Origin of the sequence: Candidatus Amarolinea dominans (assembly GCF_016704685.1) — a bacterium.
Classification (GTDB): Bacteria; Chloroflexota; Anaerolineae; order SSC4; family Amarolineaceae; genus Amarolinea; species Amarolinea dominans.
Genome location: NZ_JADIZS010000006.1, coordinates 140358 through 165491 on the forward strand (window position 1 = coordinate 140358; position 25134 = coordinate 165491).

14 protein-coding genes and 1 pseudogene are annotated in these 25134 nt (G+C 64.0%); 5 read left to right on the forward strand and 10 right to left on the reverse strand.

Features of this window, described 5'->3' with window-relative positions:
- Positions 1–681: 681 nt before the first annotated feature.
- The 3 genes from IPF85_RS05860 to IPF85_RS05870 form a co-directional block, all read right to left on the reverse strand.
- Positions 682–4530 (reverse strand): SdrD B-like domain-containing protein, encoded by a 3849-nt coding sequence (locus IPF85_RS05860; protein ID WP_343407219.1) that lies wholly within the window; start codon positions 4528–4530, stop codon positions 682–684.
- Positions 4451–5836 carry a hypothetical protein gene (locus tag IPF85_RS05865; protein WP_343407135.1) on the reverse strand — a complete coding sequence of 462 codons (1386 nt, stop codon included), beginning with the start codon at positions 5834–5836 and terminating at the stop codon, positions 4451–4453. Before IPF85_RS05865 ends, IPF85_RS05860 begins: the two co-directional genes overlap by 80 nt.
- Before the next feature lie 320 nt (positions 5837–6156).
- Positions 6157–9651 (reverse strand): SdrD B-like domain-containing protein, encoded by a 3495-nt coding sequence (locus IPF85_RS05870; RefSeq protein WP_343407136.1) that lies wholly within the window; start codon positions 9649–9651, stop codon positions 6157–6159.
- Positions 9652–10183: 532 nt separating this feature from the next.
- Here IPF85_RS05870 and IPF85_RS05875 point away from each other — a divergent pair.
- Complete coding sequence (locus IPF85_RS05875) at positions 10184–11521, forward strand: alpha-amylase family glycosyl hydrolase (protein WP_343407137.1); 1338 nt, start codon at positions 10184–10186, stop codon at positions 11519–11521.
- Between the two features lie 19 nt (positions 11522–11540).
- Here IPF85_RS05875 and IPF85_RS05880 read toward each other — a convergent pair whose 3' ends face one another.
- The 5 genes from IPF85_RS05880 to IPF85_RS05900 form a co-directional block, all read right to left on the reverse strand.
- Positions 11541–12491, reverse strand: coding sequence for a hypothetical protein (locus tag IPF85_RS05880; protein ID WP_343407138.1), 951 nt, complete (start codon positions 12489–12491; stop codon positions 11541–11543).
- Positions 12492–12538: 47 nt separating this feature from the next.
- Entirely contained in the window at positions 12539–12850 is a 312-nt protein-coding gene (locus IPF85_RS05885) for a hypothetical protein (protein WP_343407139.1), read from the reverse strand.
- Positions 12851–12942: 92 nt separating this feature from the next.
- Positions 12943–13353: an HNH endonuclease signature motif containing protein gene (locus IPF85_RS05890; RefSeq protein ID WP_343407140.1), complete on the reverse strand. Its 411-nt coding sequence runs from the start codon at positions 13351–13353 to the stop codon at positions 12943–12945.
- Complete coding sequence (locus IPF85_RS05895) at positions 13353–13703, reverse strand: hypothetical protein (protein WP_343407141.1); 351 nt, start codon at positions 13701–13703, stop codon at positions 13353–13355. Before IPF85_RS05895 ends, IPF85_RS05890 begins: the two co-directional genes overlap by 1 nt.
- A 119-nt stretch (positions 13704–13822) precedes the next feature.
- Positions 13823–13993, reverse strand: coding sequence for a hypothetical protein (locus IPF85_RS05900; RefSeq protein WP_343407142.1), 171 nt, complete (start codon positions 13991–13993; stop codon positions 13823–13825).
- Between the two features lie 415 nt (positions 13994–14408).
- Here IPF85_RS05900 and IPF85_RS05905 point away from each other — a divergent pair, with 415 nt between their 5' ends.
- Positions 14409–16070: a DEAD/DEAH box helicase gene (locus IPF85_RS05905; RefSeq protein WP_343407143.1), complete on the forward strand. Its 1662-nt coding sequence runs from the start codon at positions 14409–14411 to the stop codon at positions 16068–16070.
- Between the two features lie 56 nt (positions 16071–16126).
- Here the strand turns inward: IPF85_RS05905 and IPF85_RS05910 are convergent.
- Positions 16127–17495, reverse strand: a pseudogene (locus IPF85_RS05910) (MFS transporter).
- Positions 17496–18085: 590 nt separating this feature from the next.
- On the opposite strand from IPF85_RS05910, the gene IPF85_RS05915 reads away from it, so the two are divergent.
- Both IPF85_RS05915 and IPF85_RS05920 read left to right on the forward strand, forming a co-directional pair.
- The gene (locus IPF85_RS05915) at positions 18086–18823 is read left to right on the forward strand and encodes a hypothetical protein (protein WP_343407144.1); all 738 of its coding nucleotides are present in this window, start codon (positions 18086–18088) and stop codon (positions 18821–18823) included.
- Between the two features lie 460 nt (positions 18824–19283).
- Entirely contained in the window at positions 19284–21821 is a 2538-nt protein-coding gene (locus tag IPF85_RS05920; protein WP_343407145.1) for a hypothetical protein, read from the forward strand.
- Between the two features lie 57 nt (positions 21822–21878).
- Here IPF85_RS05920 and IPF85_RS05925 read toward each other — a convergent pair whose 3' ends face one another.
- Complete coding sequence (locus IPF85_RS05925) at positions 21879–23417, reverse strand: YifB family Mg chelatase-like AAA ATPase (protein WP_343407146.1); 1539 nt, start codon at positions 23415–23417, stop codon at positions 21879–21881.
- Between the two features lie 226 nt (positions 23418–23643).
- Here IPF85_RS05925 and IPF85_RS05930 point away from each other — a divergent pair, with 226 nt between their 5' ends.
- On the forward strand, positions 23644–25134 hold the full coding sequence (locus IPF85_RS05930; RefSeq protein ID WP_343407147.1) for a hypothetical protein: 1491 nt from the start codon (positions 23644–23646) through the stop codon (positions 25132–25134).

Below are 25134 nucleotides of genomic sequence, written 5' to 3' on the forward strand. Positions count from 1 at the left end.
CGAATGAAAGCCCACCGAATGAATTCGGTGTCTGATATGTCAAACCCGCTCAAGCGGGTTGCGTTGGTGGGAACCCGTTTTGCCAGGTTCTGGTGGTTGAGGCCGTGAATTCGCCCTCCGCAAATTTTACGGATTCAGCCACCACACCCCACACCAACCTGCTTCAGCAGGTTTCGGTGTATCAGACCGTGAATTCATTCACGGGTGGTATCAGACCGTGAATTCATTCACGGGTGTGTATCAGACCGTGAATTCATTCACGGGTGGGGGGGGGGCGGGGGGGGCGCCGCCGCCCCGGGGGCCGGGGGGGGGGGGGGGGGCGGCCGGCCCCGCGGGGGGTGAGGGGGGGGAACCCGTTGGGGGGGGCGCGGGGGGGGGTGGGGTGGTTGAGGCCGTGAATTCGCCCTCCGCAAATTTTACGGATTCAGCCACCACCCCACCAACCTGCTTCAGCAGGTTTCGGTGTATCAGACCGTGAATTCATTCACGGGTGGTTCAGCCCGTGAGTTCGTTCATGCGCGCCGCGGCGGGCTCGTCGCGCCCGCACCCACCGAATGAATTCGGTGTCTGATATGTCAAACCCGCTCAAGCGGGTTGCGTTGGTGGCAACCTGCCTCAGCGGGTTTGATTATGTCAGCCCGTGAATTCGTTCATGGGCGGGTCAGTTCATTTCTGGCCTGTTCACCAACCACTCGTGCGCACGACGGGCACGAAGAGCTGCATACCCCACAGCCGCGCCGACACCGGCCCGATCATCTGACCGGAGGGCAGCGCCTCCAGGCGGTAGAAGTAGGCCTTGCCCGCGACGGCCGACTCGTCTATCCACTCGTAGCTGGCGCCGCTCCCGCCAACCGCCTGGCTGGCAACCGGCGCACTGGTCATCTGCTGATAGACGCCGTCCGCACTGGTCGCGCGCCACACGTGGAAGCCGGTGTTGCCACCTTCGGCCAGCGTGGTCCAGGCCAGCGTCACCGGCCCGCCGCTGCGCTGCGTCGCGGTGAAGTTAGTCACCAGGACGCTCGTCGGCGAGACGAACGGGAAGTCGAGCGTCAGGTCACTCTGCCCGCTGAGCAGGTTGACGCTGGTCAGCGTGGTCGGCCCGGAAGGCAGATAGCCGTTCGGCTGCGGGAGCACGGTGGCGGTGTACTGACCGGGCGGCAGTCCGCTCACCAGGTAGGTGCCGGGCGGGAAACCACCGGCCGGCCCGGTCGTCACCGTGGCCACCACGACGTTGCTGCTGTTCCTGACCTGCACCACGACGCCGCTCAACGGCTGCTCCTGGCCCGGGTCGTAGACGTTGTTGCCGTTGGTGTCCACCCACGTGAAGTCGCCCACCGTTACCGGCTGCCAGTAGCCAAAGTCAGCCGTCAGGTTGGTGTCGCCCACGCCCGTCGGGTTGAAGTTCTGAATGCAGTACGGGTTGACCTGGCTGTTGTTGTCCTGACCCGCATTGGGGCCGCTGGACTTGGTGTAGGTGGTCAACACCTGGTTGGCGTCGGTCACGATCACCACGTAGTTGCCGGCCGGGAACTCGCCGCTGAAGCGGTAGTTGCCGCCCAGCGCGATGCTGCTGCTCGTCAGTTTGGTGTCCACCAGGAAGTCGAACTGATCGAGAGTGCAGTTGCCGTTGACGTCGTACCACAGTTCTACGGTGACATTGCCGATGGCCGGCTCACCGCCCTGGTAGAGGCCGTCTGCGTTGCGGTCCACCCACACCAGGTTGCCGATCGTGCTGTCCTTCAACACGGTCGGGCCGGGAGCATAGCCGAAGTCCGCGGTCGGGTTGAACTGACCCTGCGCCAGGTTCACCGCGTAGGGCTGCGCCTGGTTGTTGTTATCCTGGCCGGGGTTGGGACCCACCACCGTCGGCGCATAGCCGGTGAGCACACCGAAGGCATCGCTGACTCGCACCTCATAGCTGCCGGCCTGCAATCCGACGAAGACATAGTCGCCGCTGGCGCCTGTCGTCGTCGTGGCAATCACCACGCTGTTCTGGCGCAGTTGCACTGTCACGCCGTGCTGGCCGTAATCGCCGCTGATCACCGAGAACAGGCCGTTGTTGTCCTTTTCGATCCAGACCTGGTTGCCGATGGCGCCCATGGGGCGGTCGGTCAGGTGGTAGCCGAAGTCAGCGGTCAGATTGTCGCCGCCCACCGGCAGGATCACCGCATACGGGTCGGCCTGGTTGTTGTTGTTCACCCCGGCCGCGCCCAACGGCGACTTGGTGTAGCCGTACAGCACGCCGTTGGTGTCGCTGACATGCACCAGGTAATTCCCATCAGGCAAGCCGCTGAACAGGTAGTTGCCGGTGTCGGCATCCAGGCTGCTGGCCGTGGTCACGGTCGCGATGATCGGCTCGCCCGCATCCCAAACCGTGTTCGCATTGCTGTCGCGAATCAGGTCCACGCTGACGCCCGCGAACGGCATGTCGCTGCCGTTGTAAACCCCGTCCTTGTTCGCATCCAGGAAGACCAGGTTGCCGATCGTGCCCAGCAGGTTGTTGCCGGTATCGTCGTAGCCGAAGTCGGCCTTCAGATACTGATCCCCGGCCAGCACGATCACCGGGCTGTGCGGCACCGGCGTGGTGGGGCTGTAGCCGGCGGGCGGGTTGATCGGCGCCACGCTGTAGGAACCGGCCGGCACTTCGATCAGGTAATGACCGTTGCTGTCGGTGGTGTCGCAGATCGCCGCGCCGCCGGCCATGGGCGTCGCGCAGACCTGCACATTGGGGATGCCCGGCTCGCCCGGCTGCTGCACGCCGTCGCCGTTGTCGTCGTACCAGACGGTGTCGCCGATGATGGCCTTGCCAGTCGTCGGCGTCTGGTAGTAACCGAAGTCCGCATCCTTGTAGACATCCCCGGCGCCCAGCACGATGGCGGCCGTCGGGTCAGGCTGGCTCTGGTTGGCGATGACATGGGTCAGCCCGGCCAGCACGTTGTTGGCGTCGGTCACATCCACGAAGTAGGTGGCCGGCGGCAGGTTGTTGAACAGGTAGCCGCCATCAGCATCGGTGGTCAGGGTACCCACCAGGGTGTCTCCGCCGCTGAGCGTGCCGTTGCTATCATCGTCGCGGTAGAGCGCGACGGTCACGTTCGGGATACCCGGCTCGCCCACATCCTCGATGCCGTCGTGATCCTTGTCGTACCAGACGAAGTCGCCGATGGCGCCGAGCTTGATGTAGCCAAAGTCGGCCGTCAGGTTGTAGCCGCCCTGCGGCAGCACCACCTGGTAGGCCTGCGCCTGGTTGTTGTTGTCCTGACCCGGATTCGGCCCGAGCAGCGTCACCACGTAGCCCGCCAGCACGCCGAAGCTGTCGCTGACGCGCACCTGGTACGTGCCGCCGGGCAGACTGACGAAGGCGTAGTCGCCGCTGGCGCCGGTCGTCGTCGTGGCGATGACCGCGCTGTTCTTGAGCAACTGCACCGTCACGCCCGCCTGACCGACATCGCTGCCGTTGGCGTCGAACAGGCCGTCGTAGTCCTCTTCGGCCCAGACCTGGTTGCCGATGACGCCGATGTTGGTGCGATCGAGCGGATAGTAGCCGAAGTCGGCCGTTGTGTTGCTGCCGCCTGGCGCCAGGTTGATGGCGTAGGGGTCAGCCTGGTTGTTGTTGTCCACCCCGGCCGCGCCCAGCGGCGACTTGGTGTAGTCGAACAGCACCGCATTGGTGTCGCTGACATGCACCAGGTAGCGGCCACCCGGGACGCCGCTGAACAGGTAGTTGCCCGCGCTGCAGGCCGTGCCGCCCACGGTGGTGACCGTGGCGATGATCGGCTCGCCCGCGTCCCAGGCGTTGTTCGCGTTGCTGTCGCGGATCAGATCCACGCTGACGCCGGAGAGGGCGCTGTCACCGCTGTTGCAGACGCCGTCCTTGTTGGCGTCCAGGAAGACCAGGTCGCCAATCGTGCCCAGTAGCGGGCCATTCTTGTCGTCATAACCGAAGTCGGCGTCCAGGTACTGCTCGCCAATCTGCACGGTCAGCAGGTGCGGAACCGGCGTGGTCGCCAGGTAGCTCGCCGGCGGGTTGATCGGCGCCACGCTGTAGGAGCCGGCCGGCACTTCGATCAGGTAATGACCGTTGCTGTCGGTGGTGTCGCAGATGGAAGCGCCGCCGCCTGTGGGCGTCGCGCAAACCTGAATGTTCGGGATACCCGGCTCGCCCGGCTGCTGGATACCGTCGCTGTTGTCATCGTACCAGACCGTGTCGCCGATGATGGCGTAGCCGGAGGTGGGCGTCTGGTAGTAGCCGAAGTCGGCGTCCTTGTAGACCTCGCTGGCGCCCAGCACGATGGCGCCCGTCGGGTCAGGTTGGCTCTGGTTGGCAACGACGTGTGTCAGCCCGACCAGCACGTTGTTGGCGTCGGTCACATCCACGAAGTAGGTGGCCGGCGGCAGGTTGTTGAACAGATAGCCGCCATCCGCATCGGTGGTGCGGGTGCCCACCAGGGTGTCACCGGCGGTCAGCGTGCCGCTGCCATCGGTGTCGCGGTAGAGCGCCATCGTCACGTTCGGGATGCCCGGCTCGCCCACATCCTCGATGCCATCGTGATCGCTGTCGTACCAGACGAAGTCGCCGATGGCGCCAGGCAACGGCGTTGGGGTATTGGTGGGCGTCGCCGTCGGGGTGTTGGTGGGCGTAGCCGTCGGTGGCTGTCGGGGTTTTGGTCGGCGTAGCCGTCGGCGTGTTGGTGCGCGTAGCCGTGGGCGTGGCCGTCGGCGTAGCTGTTGGAGTGTTAGTGCGCGTCGCGGTGGGCGGGGCTGTTGGGGTCTTGGTGGGCGTAGCCGTCGGCGTCGAAGTTCGGGTCGGCGTGGCGGTGGGCGCTGATTGGGTAAGACACATGGCGTCGGCCTTGGTGTAGGCGTTGCCGGAGCTGTCGGTATCGCGCAAGATGACCTTCAAGTGGGCGACGTTGGCCGGCGCGGTGGCGCTGAGCGTGTAGGGGCCGCCGAGGCTGGGGTTCGCCCCGCTGCTCTCCATGTCCCAAATAACGGTATGGACGGCAGCCGTGCCGATTTCTGTGCCTCCGGAGTTGTAGAAGCGGATCGCGATGGTGGTCTTCCAACTGGGTTCATGCGAGCCGACGTAGAAGGTCATGTTGTACGTAACGCCGACCGTGGCCGCGGCCTGTTGAGAGAGCACGCCGGACTGCCCGCCGCTGTAGCGCGACCAACCGATGCGCGCGCCATCTGGCTCATTGGGCAGATAGTTCGTGGTCGAGGCCTCGCCGCTTTCCAGTGTCCAGCCGGTAGGAAAACCGGACCCGTTCACGGTCTCGAAGCTCGGATTGGTCAACAGACCGGACGGACAGAAGCCCACCGGTGTTGCTGTTGGCGTTGCCGTGTTCGGCGAAGTCGGTGTTGCGGTGGGGGTTCTGGTTTTGGTTGGTGTTGAGGTAGGGGTTCTGGTTTTGGTTGGTGTTGCGGTGGGGGTTCTGGTAGCCGTGGCCGTACAAGGGCCAAAGCCGTCGCTTTCGTCGCGCCCCAACCAGTTGCCGTTTTCGTAGATTTCCACACGAAAACTGTGATGGACAGACAGATCAATCGAGCCGGACCACGTCCCTTGCACCGTTTCGTTGCCATGGGTCGTGCCGGTGGCAATAATTGTGCCATCCACCTTGACGCGCCACGATTCGGCCGTGGAATTCCAGCCCACGAAGTTTACCGACCAGCCGCTGCAGTCGGCCGAGGGCCATGCCTCGATGATCCACTGCACGCCGCTTGCTGCCGGGGCAGCTTGCACGATCCTGGCACTCCCCAGGCCCAATCCCGCCCAAATCAGCAGGATCAGACCCGCGCTGAATTCCAACCAGTGGTGGTTGTTCCTCATGTTGTACACAAATGACTCCTTTGATTTCCCGGTATTCGCTTCGATACCAGGTTACACCGATTACCAAAGCTCCGTCACTTGTGTTTGGATTGATGAAAAGGGTGTCAAATGAGGCAGCTTCGGCCTTGACGATTATTTTCCTGGCTCCATTCTGTGACAGTGAACTCCCACTGCCACAGAAAATCGCCAACTTTGAAAATTAGCGGAGGGCAAGGCAGAAGCGCAGAGAGGCGCGACTACTGATGTTCATTATAAATCCAGTCCCTACGAAATGTGTAGGTATAAACCTTACAATTTCCTTACAGGGCTTCTCATTTCTTGTGTGTTCATCAACCGCCGATGCGCATCAGGGGTAAGAAGAGCTGCATACCCCACAGTCGCGCGGACACCGGCCCGATCATTTGACCGGAGGGCAGCGCCTCCAGGCGGTAGAAATAGGCCTTGCCCGCGACGGCCGACTCATCCACCCATTCGTAGCTGGCGCCGCCAACCGCCTGGCTGGCAACCGGCGCGCTGGTCAGCCGCTGGTAGATGCCGTCCGCACTGGTCGCGCGCCAGACGTGGAATTCCAACCCGGCCGCGCCGGCCGCGGTCTGCCAGGCCACCCTCACGCGGCCATCGGCCAACTGCCAGGCAGCAAAGTCAACGACCTGCAGCGCCGTGGGGTTGATGAACGGAAAATTGAGGTTCAGATCGCTCTGCCCAAGCGCCAGGTACGCGGTGGTCAGGCTGGCTGGCCCAATCAGGGTGTAGCCCGGCGGCCCGGCCAGGAAGGCGACGGTGTACTGCCCCGCGGCCAGGTTGCCCAGGCTGTACAGGCCGCTGGCAAAGCCGCCCGCCGGCCCGGTGATCACATCGCCCATCGTGGCGCCGCCGCTGTTGGTGATGCGCAGATTGACGTTGTTCATCATCTGCTCGCCCGTGTTGTAGATACCGTTGCCGTTGCTGTCCAGCCAGGCAATACCGCCGACGGTCACGCCGGCGCGGCGATAGCCAAAATCGGCGCTGACCACCGCGCCGCCGTCGGTCAGGGTGACGCTGAATGGCTGCGCCTGGTTGTTGGCATCCGCGCCGGGCTGCGGGCCGAGGGCTGTCACCATGTAGCCGTTCAGAACCCCAAAGGGATCGGCCACGCGCACCTGGTAGGCGCCGGCCGCTAAACCGGTGAACGCGTACGCGCCGCCCGCGCCGCTGGTCACCGTGCGCGTCACCACGTCGTTCTGCAGCAGCTCGAGCGTCACGCCGGCCAGTTCATCATCGCTGCCGCCGGCGCTGTACAGGCCATCGCCATCGTTGTCCATCCACACTTGATTGCCGATCAGCCCAACGCTGGGCTGAATGCGGACATAGTAGCCAAAATCGGCCAGCACGCTGCTGTCCCCGCTCGCCAGGACAACGACATACGGGTCGCTCTGGCTGTGATTATCGGTGTCCGGTTGCCCCAACGAACCCTGGTTGTAATCCAGCAGCGCGCCGTTGGTGTCGCTGACGTGAATCAGGAAGCGTCCGGCCGGAACGCCCAGAAAAATGTAATTCCCGTTGCTGGCGTCCAGGGCGGCATTGGTCGTCACCGTCGCCAGGATCGGCTCGCCCGCATCCCAGGCGTCATTTTCGTTGCTGTCCTGGATCATGTCCACCGTCACCCCGGCCAATGGGCTATCGCCCGCGTCGAAAACGCCATCGTAATTGGCGTCGTTGAAAACCAGGTTGCCGATGCTGCCCAGCGGGGCTTCCGTGGGGTTGCCGTAGCCCAGGTCAACGCCCAGCGCCTGCTCGCCCGCCGCCACGGAGAACGGCGTCCCCACCGCCACGGTAGCCTGTAAACCGGCCGGCGGCGTGGGTGGCGCCACGCTGTAGGCGCCGGGCGCAAGGGCCAGCAGAAAATGACCGTTGGCGTCGGTCTGCGCGCAGATGGCCGCGCCGCCGGCCGCGGGCGTGGCGCAAATCTGCAGATTCGCGATGCCTGGCTCTCCCCGCTGCTGGCGCCCGTCGCTGTTGCCGTCGAACCAGACGCTGTCGCCGACGATGGCCTGGTTGGGGCCGGGCGGGAGGACATAACCAAAATCAGCATCGCGCCAGACCTGACCGTCAGTCAGCGTCAAGGGGCCGCCAGGATCCGGCAGGCTCTGCGGCCCGCTGACTGAAGCGGCGCCGCTGGTCGCGCCGGGCAGTGTCCCGATATCCACGAAGTAGACGGCGGGTGCCAGCGCGTTGAACAGAAAGCTGCCATCGGCGCTGGTGACGCGCGTGGCGATCATCTCATCCAGGCCGGGTTGCAGCGTGCCATTGCCATTGCTGTCACCGTAGAGGGTCAGCGGCACGTTGGGCAGGCCCGGCTCGCCGATGTTCTGGATACCGTTCTGATTGGCATCGTACCAGACCCGGTCGCCCAGCGCGCCCAGTCGCACCAGCCCGGCATCCCAGCTGGAATCGGAGCCGCCGGCCGCCAGCGTGATGATCGCGGTCTCGCCGGTGTCAGGATCGGCGTCGCTGTCGAGATCGGCGTTACCGCCCATCTGCGGCGCGGTGAAGTCGTAGCCATCCACCAACTCGAACTGAATGATGTAATCGCCGGCGTGCAGCCCGTCGAAGGCGTAGTAGCCATTTTCGTCGGTCAATTGCACATCTACCAGCGATTGCCACTCGTCGTACAGGAACACGCCGACATCGGGCGCGCCTGGTTCGCTGCCATCCTGCACGCCGTTGTGATTGCGGTCGTACCACACGCGGTCGCCCAGCGACGCGGCCAGGTGAAGCCCCGCGTCCCAGGTCAGGTCGGCCGCAGCGCCCAGGGTAAAAACCGGCGTCTGCCCGGACAGAGGGTCGGCGTCGCTGTCGAGCGCCGGATTGGCGCCCTGGTTGGGCTGGGTGAACACGTAGCTGGCCGGCGCCACAAACTCCAGGTAGTAATCGCCCGGCGCCGCCAACAGCGCGAAAGCGCCGCTGGCCTGGGTCATGGTGGAATCGAGCAGCACGCCGACAGCGCTGAACAGATTGACCTGGACGCTGCCGAGACCGCTCTCGCCGGCCGTCTGCACGCCATCGCCGTTGGCGTCGTTCCAGACAAGATCGCCGATCTGGTACAGCCGGCAGGGCGTCACCGTGCGATTGCCGGTCCAGGAGCCGGTGTAGTTGGAACCGCCGTTGCCGGTGGCGCCGGCCGTGACGGAGCCTTTGTAATTTTCGGGTGTGCCGGCCTGATCGTTGTTGTCATAGGGATTTTGGGTGTTCCCGTCCACCGGTTTGACGCCGACCGCGTTGTAGTTCGTGCTGAAACTGGTGTAGACGGCCGCCGCCCAGTTCCAGGTGAAGGTGATGCCCGGCTGATCCACGGTAAAGGTGGCGGTCCAGGTCACGGGGCCGGTGCTGCCCGGAAAGCCGCCGGCCGGGACCGTCAAGGCCAATCCACCGGCAAAGACATTGCGGCTAAAATTCCCCGGCGAGACACGCGTCACCCACTGCTGCGTGGCGCTGTCGAAACTGGTCGTTGTGGTGCTGGCGGCCGGGTCGAAGATGATGCGGGCGTCGGGCGCCGGCAGGGTGTAGGGCGTACCGTTGGCGGTAAATGAAATTGTGGCCTGCCGGACAAAGATCGTGGTGACGTTGGCGCCCATGCCGCTGATCTTCAAGCGGTTGACAAACCAGAGGGTGTTGCCGGCCGCGATGGCGGTGCTGTTGAAGGTGGTGCTGACGGCCGTTGCCGTATCGCACAGAGGAACGAGCGGCTGAGCAACCGCGCGTGGGGTATGGTGGAGGGGCATCCCTGGCTGTAAAACGAACACCATGACGAACGTCACGGTCACTGCGCGCATCCATTGTTTCATGGGGACACCTCCGTGTCACGCACCAGGCGCACGACGCTGCTGGCAGTGCGGAGCGCGTCTGGTCGAATCTGCGGGGGAACATAACTGCCCAGGCTGCGCCCCGCCGCAGGCGAACGATTGAAACCGCGCCTGATGGGCGTACCGCCGGGCAACAGGATTAGTACACGGATCAACACGGATTCACACTGATCGTTTTCATATCCGTGTCCATCGGTGTTAATCCGTGTACCAGTAATCTGCGTTGACGTCACGCCGGTCGGCGCAGGCCGACCTTGCGGCGGAACGCCCCTTCGCCCCGAATTCATTCGGCGGCCGCAGCCGCCAGCGCTGGTCTTGTTTGGCTGGACGGGTCTGCTGGCGTATAATGACATGGCGCCGGAGGCGCGCAAGGCGAGGGACTCTCGAACGTTGGGGGATGTTGGGGGGCGATGGGGGAGTATATCTTACCATGACCGCCCAACTCGATCAACTCGACCGCGGCCGATATACTATCAGAGACGCCATGTGCGCCTCACCTGGAAAGAAACGAGATATGGCATTCGATACACCAAAAAACTACCGTAACCTGGTCATCTACGAAGTCTACGTGCGCAATCACGGCCCCAACGGCGCCTTTGCCGATGTGGAGGCTGACCTGCCGCGGCTGGCAAGCATGGGCGTAGACGTTGTCTGGTTCATGCCCATCCATCCCATCGGCCAGCTCAACAAGAAGGGCAGCCTCGGTTGTCCATACTCTATTCTGGATTATCGTGCAGTCAACCCCGAATATGGTACTAAAGACGACTTTGCGCGCCTGATCGCTGCGGCCCATCGCCTGGGCTTGAAGGTGATGATTGATGTCGTTTACAATCACACCGCGCACGACTCTGTGCTGGTGCGCCAGCATCCCGACTGGTATCATCAGGACGCCAGCGGCAAACCAATGACGACCGTGCCGGATTGGAGCGATGTGATTGATCTGAAGCATCCCAATGAGGAACTGGCGCTGTACCTGATCACCACGCTGCAAATGTGGGCCGAGTTTGGGGTGGATGGTTTTCGCTGCGACGTGGCTTCACTGCTGCCGGTTGATTTCTGGCGCCGGGCGCGCGCGGCCGTCGCGCAGGTCAAACCAGGCGTGATCTGGCTGGCGGAGTCGGTGCATGCCGCCTGGGTGGCCCACCGCCGCTCCGTGAATCTGAGCGGACTCTCCGACGGTGAGCTGTACCAGGCCTTCGACCTGACCTATAACTACGACATCTGGCCGGTCTGGCAGGCAGCCGTCTTGGGGCAGGCGTCCGTGGCGCGCTATCTGGAGATGCTGCGCTTTCAGGACGCCATCTATCCAGACAATTTCATCAAGCTGCGCTGCGTGGAGAATCATGACCAGATGCGCATCATGCGTCTGGCGCCATCGCTCGACCAGGCGCTGGCCTGGACCGCGTTCGAAGCGTTCAACCGCGGCGCGTTCCTGATCTACGCGGGGCAGGAAGCCGGCGCCACGCACACGCCTTCGCTGTTCGACGTGGATAAGGTGGTTTGGGGAGACTACGCCTGGCAGCCGTTTCTGACCACGCTGGCGCGGCTCAAGAAACATCCTGCGCTGACCACGGGCCAGTTCGTGCTGACGGCCGCCGAGCCGCTGATCCAGGCGGCCTGGCAGGGTGAGGGCGGTAACCTGTACGGTCTCTTCAACGTCACGGCGGAAGCGGGCCTGGTGCAGGCGCCGCTGCCCGCCGGCGACTACGTGGATCTGCTGAGTGGCGCGACCGTGAGCGTGCGCGACGGCCAGATGGACATGCCGGCCAGCGCCGTCGTGCTTGCCTACGCCGAGGCTTTGTTCCTGCAGCCCTTCCACTCACCCCTGCTCGATTTTCATCTGCCCGCGTGAGCCGCAATTCGGACACTTATTAAATTCTCGTTCCTAAGCGCCCAAAATACGCCAGGGCGCGGCGCAGGCTGGTCTCGAAATCAGGCGGGTAGCGATGTCTCATACCGGGATGCAGTTCCAATTCACAGGGGAGGTTGTGGCCCCGCAGCGCGGCGATAAGCGCTTGGGCGTGAGGCAGACACGAATGATCGGCGTCGCCGATGATGACGTAGGTGCGTGTGCCGGCCTCCGCGAGGCGTGGCAGCCGCGAGGTCCAAGCCGATAATTCTGGCAACCAGGGGCCGAGCAGGATCAGCCCGCGCGCGGGGAAAATCCCTTCCAGCACCGACCACAACGCCTGCCGTGCGCCCATCGAAAAACCAGCCACGACACACCGGCTGAAATCAACGCGGGGATGCTGACGCAAGGTCTCGGCGTGAGTGCGCATCTCGGCCGTGGCAAGCGCAAGGTCGTTCCACACAAAGGCATTGGGGCCGGCCATCTGCGATGATTGCGGGAGCGCAACGCACCAGCCCGCCGCGGTCAGCGGTTCCCAGGCCGGGGCCGTGTCGGCCACGTTGTGCTGGTTGCCGTGTAAGGCCACCAGCAAGGGCGCGGGCGTGGTGACGGGCCACATCAGGCGCAATTCGGGTTGCGCCGTGCGCTGGGCCGCCGCCTGCTGGCCGCGACAGATGTCGAGGAGGCGCAGGAATTCGACATGATCCCGCAGCGTGAGCAGATCCTCATCTGCCAACATCTGGTCCGGGTTGCTCCAGTAGCCCTGGGCCAGGGCTTCGGCAAACAGGCGCAGGGCCAGGTCTGACTGTCCGCTGAGATTGGCCAGGCAGATGCGAAAATTGTAGATCTGTCCCGATTCCAGGCCCTGCTGTTGTACCTCGGCCGTCACGAAAGCATACGCTTCCGCATAGGCTTCCTGCTCATAGAGCTCCAGGGCCGTTTCCAGGACATCATCTTGCGTCAAGGCGGTCATCGAGTCATCTCCTGGGAGTTGAATGTCACGCTCGACATCGTCTGCGGTCACGCTTCACCCCGTAAGCTGGCCAACTGGAGTTCGACCGTGTGGATGCCGTCAACAGCCAAGTCCCAATCTTGATGGTCATTCTCGACTTCGAAGGAATACCCACGCGTCTTGACAACCTCGGCCGCCTCGAACTCGTCCAGGGTTATGCCGTATTTTTGCCGAAAGAGACGATCCGTCAATTGGTAGCGCGCCAGACGGCGGCGCAACTCTTGTTCGGCGAGACGCACCACCTGCTGCTTTGGCGCAGCGCCCGGCTCGAGTGAGTTCAGAACGCTGAGCAATCGGTTGGGTAGTTCAACTTGTAGCATGGGGTTACCTCCGTATGGCTGACCAGACATAGCCAGAAAACGCATAGACCAGGCGATCAATCTCCGCTTCCACACCATGACCTTCGTGGTGATCACCAGTATAGCCTGGCTTCAATTAGCCGCTGGCGCTCTGCCAGGCGATCGGGATCGTTGAGCCGAAGAACCAAAACGGTGACGCGTCCTTCCGGAGTGAGCGGCCTGATCTCAGCACCGACGACGTGGAAATGCTGGTCCCAGCTCTGTAAACGAGGATGAAAAAGGGGAACTAACAGACCCGTCAGTGGATCAAAGGAGCCAACATTTGGTCCCTTGTAGCGATTGCAGCGCAAACAAGCGAGGGCAAGGTTGATGGCTTCCGTGACGCCGCCATGCTGAATGGGGACAATGTGATCGGGTTCATGTCGGTGCAATGCCATGGTTTGGGGCAGTAAACAGTACTCACACCGATACCTTGCTCGTTCTGCAACTAATCGGCGTAGATCAGACGGGATAGGAGTGGCCATCAGTTGCCGAGCCGCACCTGGTCAGCGAGTTGCGCCTTGAGCATGATGAGAATGTGCTCGAGCCGCTCCATCTCAGCCAGCTCTTCCTGCTCTGTCTCGCTCAGTAGGCCTGCCTCGTTGAGCGCCAGCAGCCTTTGTAGCCGGCGCTGCGCCCGATCTGATGCGTGGTAGGCGAGAACATTTTCCAGGCTTGGGTTGAGCAAGAAGAAGTCCATGATCTCGGAAGACGTCTCGGCAGCCGGCGTCTTCAGTCGCGCCAGGCTCAACTCAAGCACGACAGGCAGCCAGCGGCGTGCTGGTAGAATTTGGCCCGCCAACTGGTCAGGAAGTTTCATCGTGATCTGTACCATGTTCATACCTCTGACAGTTCCATCAAATGGCCGCTGGACTGGAATGCCGAAACGATCAGGCATCTCCTGGATTGATTGTAGCACACTCCACCTGACCTGCCAAGCGTTGCGGGCCACACTTACCCACCCTCCACGATCCTGATCTCCGCCGGCGTCAGCCCGTAGAGCGCATAGACCAGGCGGTCAATCTCCGCTTCCAGCGCGCTGACGTCGGCCGCGGGGTTCGTGGCCCTGGCGGCGATTGCAGCATGAGTGGCGTCTTCGATCCTGCCTACATTACTGGCGCTCAAGACCGGGATTTGCCTCATGTAATCGGTAAACGCGCGCAGGTACCCACCTCGCATCATTCAACGCAGGGCGGTAATTTCCCAATTTGGCCGCGCTGTGGCATAATGCGCCCTCTTGTCCGCCGGTGGGCGGCAAGTAATCGTTGAATTCTGTTTTGATCATTCCAACGGGTTGCCTGACTCAGCATGGTCAGGCGCTTTTCTTGTCCGTGGCAGGCTCACGCGCGACAGCGGGTGGGCCGAAGATGGCGGTAGGGGCACGTGCGGCGCAGCGGAGTCATCGAAACAGTGAGTAAATCGGCTGAAGAACAGCCAAGATAGAAACGAGAATTGAATAAGCGTCCGAACAGCGCCCCCGCGGGCCGTCGAACCAGGCGGTTAGAAAATTCTCGTTTCATCAAAGTAGAGTGAAAAAACGATGACATCCGAATTCTCGCAGTTAGACCTGCATCCGCAGTTGGTGCAGGCCGTAGAAGCGCTTGGCTTCACCACGCCCACCCCCATTCAGGCCGCCTTGATCCCCCTCTTGCTGGCCGGTCACGACATCATTGGCCAGGCCCATACCGGCACAGGCAAGACCGCCGCCTTTGGCCTTCCCATGCTCCATCATCTGCAGGCTGACTATCACGCCGTCCAGGGCCTGGTGGTGGTGCCCACGCGTGAGCTGGCGAGCCAGGTGGCCCAGGCGTTGCACGACTACGGCCAGCAGCGCGGTGTGCGCGTCCTGCCCATCTATGGCGGTGAAGCGTACGCCCGCCAGATCAACCGCCTGCAAAAGGGCGTTGACCTTGTGGTCGGCACCCCTGGTCGCTTGCTCGACCTGATGGAGCGCAAGGTGCTCGATCTGAGCCGGGTGCGTGTGGTAGTCCTGGATGAGGCCGATGAAATGCTGAGCATGGGTTTCATCGAGGACATCGAGACTATCCTGGCCGCCACGCCGACCGACCGCCAGACCGCGCTGCTGTCCGCGACGCTGTCGCCGGAGATCCGGCGCCTGGCCGACCGCTACCTGCGCGATCCCCGCGCCATCACCACCGAGCGCGAACAGGTGACGGTGGCGGCCATCGAGCAGCGCACCTACCTGGTCAACAACGCCGAAAAGCTGGCCGCCCTGACCCGCCTGTTCGAGATGGAACCGATCACCAGCGCGCTGATTTTTGTGCGCACCCGCGCCGGCGCGGGTGAGTTGGCGGCCGAGCTTTCCACACGCGGCTTCCCGGCCGAAGGCTTGAGCGGTGAACTGGAGCAGGATGAGCGCGAGCGCGTGCTCAACCGCTTCCGCCGCGGCCAGACCAAGGTGCTGGTGGCAACCGATGTGGCGGCTCGTGGCCTGGACATCGAGAACATCTCGCACGTCTTCAACTTCGATCTTCCCGAAGACCCGGAAATCTATGTCCACCGCATCGGCCGCACCGGCCGCGCGGGCAAGACCGGCATCGCCATCTCCCTGGTGACGCCGGCCGAACGCTGGCGCCTGGGCCGCATCGAAGGCTTCACCAAACAGCGCATTTCAGCCGCAACACTGCCCACGGTCGAGCAGATCGAACAGCACCGCGAAGAGCAACTGCTGGAGCAGGTGACGGTCTGGCTGAAGCGGGGACGCACGGGCGGCGAACGTCGCCTGGCCGCGACCCTGGTGGACGCCGGCTACGATCCGCTGGAAATTGCCGCGGCCGCGCTACGCCATGTGCGCACCGTCGAAGGCCAGCGCTCGATTCTGCCGATCACCGAGGTGCAGGAACGACGCCCGCGCCACGCGCTGCGCGAGGTAGAGATGCGATCGCGGCGCGAGATCAGGCCGGGCGAGCAGAGCAGTCGCCCACGACGAACGCAAGGCGCGCCCGAAGTTGGCATGGTCAGCCTGAACTTGAGCAAAGGACGGCTGCACGGGGTGCGGCCGAGCGATGTGGTGAGCACCATCGCCTATCATGCCGACATTCCCGGTCACGCCATCGGCAAAATTTTCATCCAGGACCACCACACGGTGGTTGACGTGCCGGAGCGCTTTGTCATCCAGGTGCTGTCCAAAGCGCACAACTTCCGCATCAACCGCCAAACCATCACCGTCGAACGCGCTTGAGGGGCATGATCTGCACTGGTCAGATACCTGTGTAAAGAAAGAGATGACCCTCTGCCCTAACCCGCCGCTTCCGATTTCAGCCCGCGTCCCACGCCGAGCAGATAGAGCAGGACAAAGCCACCCAGGCGCAGTGCGCTGGCGATCAGCAGGCCCCAACCGAGACTGAAATGATCGGCGAGCCAAGTGCCGGTGAGCGGCGCCAGAAACATGGCGGTAAAGACGGTCGTTTGGTAAAGACCGATGTAGCGCGCCTGGTTCTGCGGCGGGCAGGTGTCGAGCATGATGTCGAAAAAGACCAGGTCCACGCCGGCCTGAAAAAAGCCGTTGATGCCGGCGTAGATCGCCAGCGGCCCTGTGCTGTGCGTCAGCGCGGTCAGGAAGGGGTAGAAACTGGCGCCGAACGCAGATGAGCAATACCCGGCGTTCGCCAGTGCGCTTTGCCAGGCGCGTCCACAACAGATAGGCGACCAGCAGCACAACGGTCTGCGCGGTGTTGATGAAACTGATGGTCATGTCCGACGCTTTCAGTTCGCGCACCCAGTAGAGTGGCAACAGCGGCATGGCCATGCTCAGGCCGGCGCGGAAGATGAACTGGCTGGCCGTGAAGCGCAGGAAGTCGGGGTATTGGCGCAGCACGCCAAGCTCCTGGCGCCAGGGTGAGCCGCGGCCGCTGGGCGCGGGCGGCGCTTCCTGGTCCGGCAGGCTGATGCGGATGGAGAAGCTGTAGCTGACCAGCCCGCCGATGGCCGAGATCAGGAAGATGATCTGGTAATTGAGGGGGAAATCCCAGTGTTGCAGGAGTTGACCGGCCAGCAGCACGGCCAGGGCATTGGCCAGGCCCAGGGTTGACCAGCGTTGACTCATCAGGGCGACGCGGCCGCGTGGCCCGGCCACCTGACCCATCACCACGGAAAAAGCGACCGACACCACCGTTTGCGGCAGCGTAGCCAACGCCCAAATGCCGACGATAATCTCAGGCACATGCTGATCGAACAGATAGGGGACCAGGCCGGTCAGCACATAGCAGGAGAGGACGAACAGACGGGCGCGCGAAAACCAGGGCACCACCTGGCGCTGGCGCGAGAGAAAGGCGCCGACCTGGAATGCCAACAGGATGCCGGTCAACGCGGGCATGGCGGTGAGCAGGCCCACCATGAAGCTGGATGCACCCAGGCGCACCAGGAAGACCGAGAGAAAGGTGCCGATGCCCGCAGCAAAGCCAACCCCGATGCCGTCAATCAAGACATTCTGGCGATTGCGCGCGGCCAGGTCATCAGGCCCGCGCAGCCAATGGCGGGAGCGTTCGAGCAGCGATGGATTGCGGGGCTGATAGCCGTCGGGGGCCTGATTTTCGTCCCAGTGCCCCGGTGGGATGCCATCCGGGTGGCGTGGCGGCCGTGTGGATGATGTAGCACGACGTGACATGAGCTGTCTCTATGCGATCGAATGTGATGGCGCCCCGGGGAGAGCAGCCTGCGGGGAGTGCGCCAGCACGGTAGTCCAATCTGTCGTCCCGCCGGCGGACAGCAACGCGGTGCGCGCGGCGCGCCGAGCCTTTCACCTATTGCGATCAGCATGGCATCCTCCTCGCGGCGTTCGCTGGGCGAAAGCGCACGGTTGGCGCCGGCCCGCAGGGGCTGTGCAGTTCCCCATAACGCCGCGGCTCGCTCGGCGCCGAGCGGGTGCGGCGTCTCCGCCAGCGCCAGCCAGGCTGCGAATTGCAGCGCCAGGGAGATGCCATGCCGATCGTTGAGCGCCTGATAGCGGCAGGTCAGTGGCAGGCAGGGTGTTTGGGCGTTGACTTGGCATACCCCCATCATACCACAAATGGTTGTCTTCGCTGTGGTGCAACATCCGTTGCGCTGACGGCAAGTCACAATCAGCGCCGGACATGTGTCACAAAATGTCACCTCTTGACCAGGGCGTGCGTGCATAATCCAGCCATGTCCTGTTGTTTTGTAGTTAGATGGGCGTAGGCCCGCATTTTGTAAGTTTCTGCAAGGAGATCCATACTGATGAAACGCTTGTTGATTTCGTTGTTCCTGTTGTCCCTGCTGCTGACCGCTTGCGGCGGCAGCTCTGCCTCGCCAACCGCGGCGCCCCCCGCCGCCACGAGCGCACCGGCTGCCACAAGCGCAGCAGTTGCCACGACCGCGCCGGCTGCCACGCCGGTTCCTGCGGCCACCGCTGCGCCCGCGCTGCCCGGCGACCCCAAGTCCGCCATCATCGCGGCCATCCAAAACCAGATGAAGGCCGGCCCCTATCGCACCACGACCAATATCGTGTCCGACAGCGGGACCATCGAGATGACGGGCGAGATTGTGCCGCCCGACAAGATCCATACTGTGATGAAGATGGCCGATTTTGAAAATGAGAACATTTTTATCGGCGAACAGGGATGGACGAAGAAGGAAGGTGTATGGGAAGTGTCGCCCGTGTCCGGCAGCATGATCCTGGAACAGGTCGGCCTGCTGGCGACGGAGGACTCGCTCAGCAAAACGATCAGCAATGTCCAGGCCGTCGGTACCGATGAGGTGAATGGCGAACGGGCACGCGTCTACACCTACACCTCTACCTATATCTTTGGCGAAGCCGGCGCCGATCAAATCATCAGCCAGGTCAAGCTGTGGGTGAGCGAGAAACGGGGTCTGCCGGTCAAGCAAGAGATCGAAGGCGAGGCTGGCGGGATCAAATCCAAGACCGTACAGATAATCGAGTACGATGCGGCGATCACCATCAAGCCACCGATGTAACTGACCCCGAATGAATTCGGGCGAAAGCCGCCGAATGAATTCGGGGCGAAGGGGCGTTCCGCCGCCAGGTCGGCCTGCGCCGACCCGGATTGCGTCCACGCAGGCGAAAGGGCCGCCGAATGAATTCGGGGCGAAGGGGCGTTCCGCCACCAGGTCGGCCTGCGCCGACCCGGATTGCGTCCACGCAGGCGAAAGGGCCGCCGAATGAATTCGGGGCGAAGGGGCGTTCCGCCACCAGGTCGGCCTGCGCCGACCCGGATTGCGTCCACGCAGGTGGACGCCCGGCGGAACGCCCGTGAGGTGCGATTTCAATCGCCAACCGGCGGAACGCCCGTGAGGTGCGATTTCAATCGCCAACCGGCGGAACGCCCGTGAGGTGCGATTTCAATCGCCAACCGGCGGCACGCCCCTCAGGCGCGATTTCAATCGCTCTACTACGCATCGAAAAAAGGAGACATCCATGTCGCACCTGCTGCTCAGTATCATGATGGCAGTTTTCCTGTTGACGGCCTGCGCCGATCGCCAGGCAACGCCAACCGCGATCGAGGCGCCCGAGGCGCCATCGTCGGCCGAGACCTCTGTCGCGCCGGGCACGCCGCTGCCCACCGCGCCCGCCTCCGCAGCGGCCGGCAAACAGGCCACGGGCGAGCATCCGCGCCTGTGGCTGACCACGGCCGATCTGCCGAGGCTGCGCGCCTGGGCCAGTGACAGCAACCCGCTCTATCGTGATGGGTTGGCCGTGGTGCTGGCAAATGCCACGGATGCCATGGACCGCGGCGATGTGCCCGACCAGGATTGTGGCAGCCGTGAGTACGAGGAGTATGCCACGGAGATGTACGCCGAACTGTTCGCGTTCGCGTCACTGGTGCATCCTGACGCCGCGGCGCGGGCGGACTATGCGGCGCGGGCGCGCACCCTGCTGATGACGGCCATTACCGAAGCGGCCAAAGGCCCGGCCACGCAGGAGAACTACAACTGCAACGGCAGCAGGGGCTACCCGCCCTTTCGCCATCCGGAGTTCTTCACCACCGACTCCAACCGCGCGCGCTGGCACGGCGAGGCCTTCCCGTTGGTGGTAGATTGGATCTATCCCAGTCTGAGCGCCGCGGACAAGGCCAAGATTCGCACCGTCTTCCTGCGCTGGTCCGAGGAGATCAAGCAAAGCGGCTACCATCACCCGGAGCCGGTCGGTTTGGTGAACGATCCGGCGCTGCTCGCAGACCGGCTGCAGGTGCGTTGGGCTGGCAACAACTACTTCACCGCGCACATGCGCAACCTGGGCCTGATGGCGCTGGCGCTCGATCCGGCCGATGATCCGGGCCAGACCCTGCACGCCTATCTCGATCAGGCCACGGGCGCCTGGCTCTACATCTTCCATCACCTCAGCGGCACCGATAGCCAGGGCGGTTTACTGCCGGAGGGGCTGGAGTACAGCCCGCAGACCGCCAGCTACGCCATTCAGTTCCTGCTGGCGCTGCACACCGCCGGCGAAGATGACCCCAACCGCCGCGGGCCGCAGGTGGTTCTGAGCGCCAATCCGTTCTGGGACGACCTGGTGACCTCTTATCTGCACGGTCTCAGCCCGGCGACGACCATCCTGGACAGCGCGCCGGAGCTGGGGCCGGTCTATCAACCCGCCTGGTACGGCGATGCCCAGCACTACCGCCTGCCTGATTTCATTGATGCCTTCGGCGCGCTCGGTCTGTACGATCAGGCCGTGAGCAACGCGCCGCGCCTGGCGTCCTTGCGCTGGATCGAAACCCAAACCCCCGCGGGCGGCGCCGACCGTCTGCTGGAACGCGTCGCCAACCCGGACGACTTCCGCCAGGCGATCCTCTACTTCCTGCTCTTCGATCCGGCTGCGGCATCAGCGCCTGATCCGCGCCCCGCCCTGCCGACCGCTTTCCTGGCGCCCGGCATGAACAAGCTGTTCAGCCGCACCGGCTGGGGCGCGGACGCAACCTGGTTCATCTACAGCCTGAGTTGGAATCAGATTGATCATCAACAGGCGGATGGCAATCATTTCGAGTTCTATCGCGATGGAGAATGGCTGACGAAGGCACGGCTGGGCTATGCGGACATCGCCGAGGGCATCGCCAGCACCGAATTCCGCAACGCGGTGGCGTTGGCGAACAACCGCCCGCCCGATCGTGACGATGACGATTGGCGCATTGATCTGTGGCGCCGCGGCTCCCAGTGGAACTACGTCGCAAGCGGCGACCCTACCCTGCTGGCACACAGCACGGCCGCGGGCTACACCTACGCGCTGGGCGACGCCACTAACTTGTACAACTCGGAAAATGAAAGCGCCGTTGACATCACCCATGCCAGCCGGTCCATCGTGTGGCTCAAACCCGATCATATCGTGGTTTACGACCGCGCCCAATCGCAGACGGCCGGGCGTTTCAAACGCTGGTGGCTGCAGTTGCCGCAGCCGGCCACGGTCAGCGGTGCGCGCGCCACCATGCAGACGACCGCGGGCCAGCAGCTCTTTCTCACCTCGCTGCTGCCCGCCAACGCGACCCTGAGCGCGGTGAACACGGTGGAGCAGCACATCCTGGACACGGCCGCCGGCGATGACCCGATGCAGACACGGCTGAAGGTGGAAGCGCCGGGCGATCCGACATCGGTGCGCTTCTTGCAGGTGCTGCAAGGCGCGGACGCGGGCGCCGGCGCGGACACGGCGACGTTGATCGGCAGCGACGATGGGACGTTTGCAGGGGCGGCTGTGCGCGGGGCCGCGGTGTTGTTCCCGGTCAATCTCGGCGCACCGCTGAGTTCGCTGGTCTTCACCGCGCCGGCCAGCGTCACGCGCTTCCTCGTCACCGGGCTGACGCCCGACGCCGGCTACACGGTGCAAACCGCGCCGGTCGCAGGCGGGACGCGGGTGACGATCGGGGCTGGCGGCGCGCAACATGCGGATGCTGGCGGCGTGCTGGCGATTGGGTTCAGCGCCAGTCAGGCGGGCGCAGTGGCCTACCTGCCGATGGTGCGTTGAGGTTCGAATATCCTGTGAATCCTGTGAATCCTGTCTGAATTCCAGGCAGGCTGAGTCCTAATTCTGCTGCCGTGGCCGATACTGGATCGCTTCCGCCAGATGCACCGTTTCGATGCGCGGGCTGGCGGCCAGGTCGGCCACGGTGCGCGCCAGCTTGAGGATGCGATGATAGGCGCGGGCGCTGAGTTGCAGTTGGCGCATGGCCGCCTTGAGCAGGGCGCGACCGCTGCTGTCCACGCCGCAGAATTCACGCACCTCCGCCACGCCCATGTCGGCATTACAGGTGACGTGGGCGTGCGCCTGAAAGCGTTTGGTCTGGCGCTGCCGCGCGGCTTCCACGCGTGCCCGAATCGTCTTCGACGGCTCACCCTGGCGCTCATCGGTCAGCTTATCAAAATCAACCGGCGGCACCTGCACATGGATATCAATGCGATCGAGCAGCGGGCCAGAGATGCGGTGCTGGTAGCGCGCAATCAGCGCCGATGAGCAGGTGCATTCGATGGTCGGATGGCCGTAATAGCCGCAGGGGCAGGGATTGAGCGCGGCCACCAGCATGAAGTTGGCCGGAAAGGTCAGGCTGCCCTGCGCACGAGAAATCGTCACCACATGATCCTCCAGCGGTTGACGCAGCACTTCCAACGTGCGCGGATCGAACTCAGGCAGTTCATCCAGGAAGAGCAGGCCCCGGTGCGCCAGGCTGATCTCGCCTGGCCGCGGCCAACGCCCGCCGCCCACGAGGCCGGCATGGCTGATGGTGTGATGCGGTGCGCGGAAGGGGCGCTGGCGAATCAGGGGCAACCCGCTGCCGCTGGTGTGCAGCAAGTCGCCCACGGAGTAGATGCGCGTGATGTCCAGCGCCTCGCTCAAGGTCAGCCGCGGTAGAATGGACGGCATCGCGCGCGCCAGCAGCGTCTTGCCTGCGCCGGGCGGCCCGCTCATCAGCACGTTATGGCCGCCGGCGGCCGCGACCTCCAGGGCGCGCTTGACGTGCTCCTGGCCGCGAATCTCGGCAAAGTCAGTGGTGGACGGCGCCTCCACCGTTTCGTCATCGAAGCCGATGGTGGATTCGAAGCGGCGGATGGGCAGCAGGCCGCTGAGATGAGCGACGATGGCGTTGAGCGATTCCACGGGCAGGACATTGATTTTTTCGACGAGGGCCGCTTCGGGCGCATCGCTTTGCGGCACATACAGCGTTTCGAGGCCACGCGCCGCGGCCAGCGCGGCCATGGGTAAAACCCCGTAGATGTGACGCACACTGCCATCGAGGCCCAGTTCACCAACCACCAGGCACTTGTTCAGGCTGTCGGATGGAATCTGGCGCGTGGCAGCCAGGATAGCCAGGGCAATGGGCAGGTCATAGGCCGGGCCTTCCTTGCGCAGATCGGCCGGAGCCAGGCTGATGGTCAGGCGGGTGCCGGGGAAATGATAGCCGGAGTTGACGATGGCGCTGCGCACCCGTTCGCCCGCCTCGCGAATGGCGGCATCGGGGAGACCGACAATCGTCACCTTGGGCAGCCCAGGGGCGATGTCTACTTCGACTTCGATGGTGGCCCCTTCCAGGCCAATCAAGGCACAACTGGTGACACAAGCGAGCATAGGGTACCTCCGTTGGGTGAGAGGTCGGTTGATCTTCGGTAGAGCGGGTCAGCAACATCAGGCGCCGCGGGCCGCACTTCACGCTGAACGCAGCGAAATCATACATGAAGTGGAATAGTCTGTCAAGGATGCGCAAGCTGACAAAATGGTCGTTCTGGATTATACTAATCGCAGACTACCATTGGGAGTGGGAACACTTCTGACCTTTCCTGTGAGAGTAGATGACATGCGCAGGCTGAAATCGTCGGGCGGCTGGCTGCTGCTCGTTTTCCTGATGACCGTACCGGCCTGGGCGCCGCTGACCGCGCCCGGCTGGTTCGAACTGCACAGCGGTTTCAGCCCGCTCTATCATCTCAACGAGCTGGCGGGCGGGTTGCCCACCCTGACCGCGCCGGCCGACCCCTGGCGCGGCGAAGGGCCGCTGCCCTACGCGCTGGCGCTGCCCTGGCGAGCGCTCGGCGCCGCGACTGCCCTCAAGCTCACCCTGGCCCTGGCGGTGATCGCGGGGCCGCTCGGTCTTTTCCTGGCTGTGCGCCGTCTGCTGGACAAGCCGGCTGCGCTGGTTGCCTCCGTCCTTTTTGCCTACCTGCCTTTCACCCTGACTGCGCTTTATCGCCGCGGCGCGGTGGCCGAAGTGCTGCTCCTGGCCCTCCTCCCGTGGCTGGGGTGGGCCATGCTGCGTGTCTGCGGCCGCCCGTCTGTGCGCAGCGGGTTGGTTGTGGCTCTGTTGGCGGCCGCGCTCATCTGGACGCAGACCGGGCTGGCGCTGCTCAGCCTGTTGACCTTCAGTCTGCTGCCGCTGTTGATTGCGGCGCCCTGGCGACTGCGCCGCGCCGGCTGGCTCAGCCTGGCGCTGGGCGCGGCCGCCGGCCTGCTCAGCCGTTTCACCTGGCCGGGCGCGTTCGCCGCGGCGCCCGTCACCTTCGCCGATCATGCCGTCTATCTCTTTCAGCTCATCACGGGCAGCAGCGGCTTCGGCCTCAGCCAACCCGGCTGGCAGGACGATCTCAGCTTTGCCCCCGGCCTGGCCGCGCTGGGGCTGGCCCTGCTCGCCTGGTGGCCGGCTGACCATGCGGGCGTGGCCGCGTCCACCCTCAGCGCCTGGCGCCGGGTGTGGACCGCGGTTGCCGTGGTCGGCCTGGCCGCGGCGGTCGTTCCCCTGCCGTTGGGCGGCCTGTTGACCTACCCCTGGCAGAGCCTGGGCCTGGTCGGACTGGCGCTTTGCGGCCTGGCGGCCGTGGGCGTGGCGCGCCACCCTGTGCTGCATGCCTGGCCGCTGCTCGGCGCCTGCCTGGCCCTGATCGTGCTCAGCGCCTATCCCAGCCTGACCCCGCGTGGCGTCCCTGCGCCGCTGCGGCCCGCGCCCGTCGCCATCTACGGCGGGGCTGACCAGCAGATCATCCTGGTGGACATGGCAACCACGGGCGATCTGCAGCCGGGCGGGGTGGTGAGCGCCACACTCACCTGGCAGGCTTGGCAGCCGCCCGATTTCGATTATAATTTTTACCTGCATGTCCTCGACGCTAACGACCAGCGCTGGGGACAGACCGATACCCAACCGGTGTCAGGTCAACCCATGACGCAATGGCGAGTGGGTCAGGTCATCACCGGCACGGTGGCAGTGGCGGTCAGCCCTGACGCACCCTCGCCGCTGCACTTGGCCTTCGGTCTCTACGACTGGCGGACCGGCGCACGTTTGCCAGCCCTGCTGAGGTGA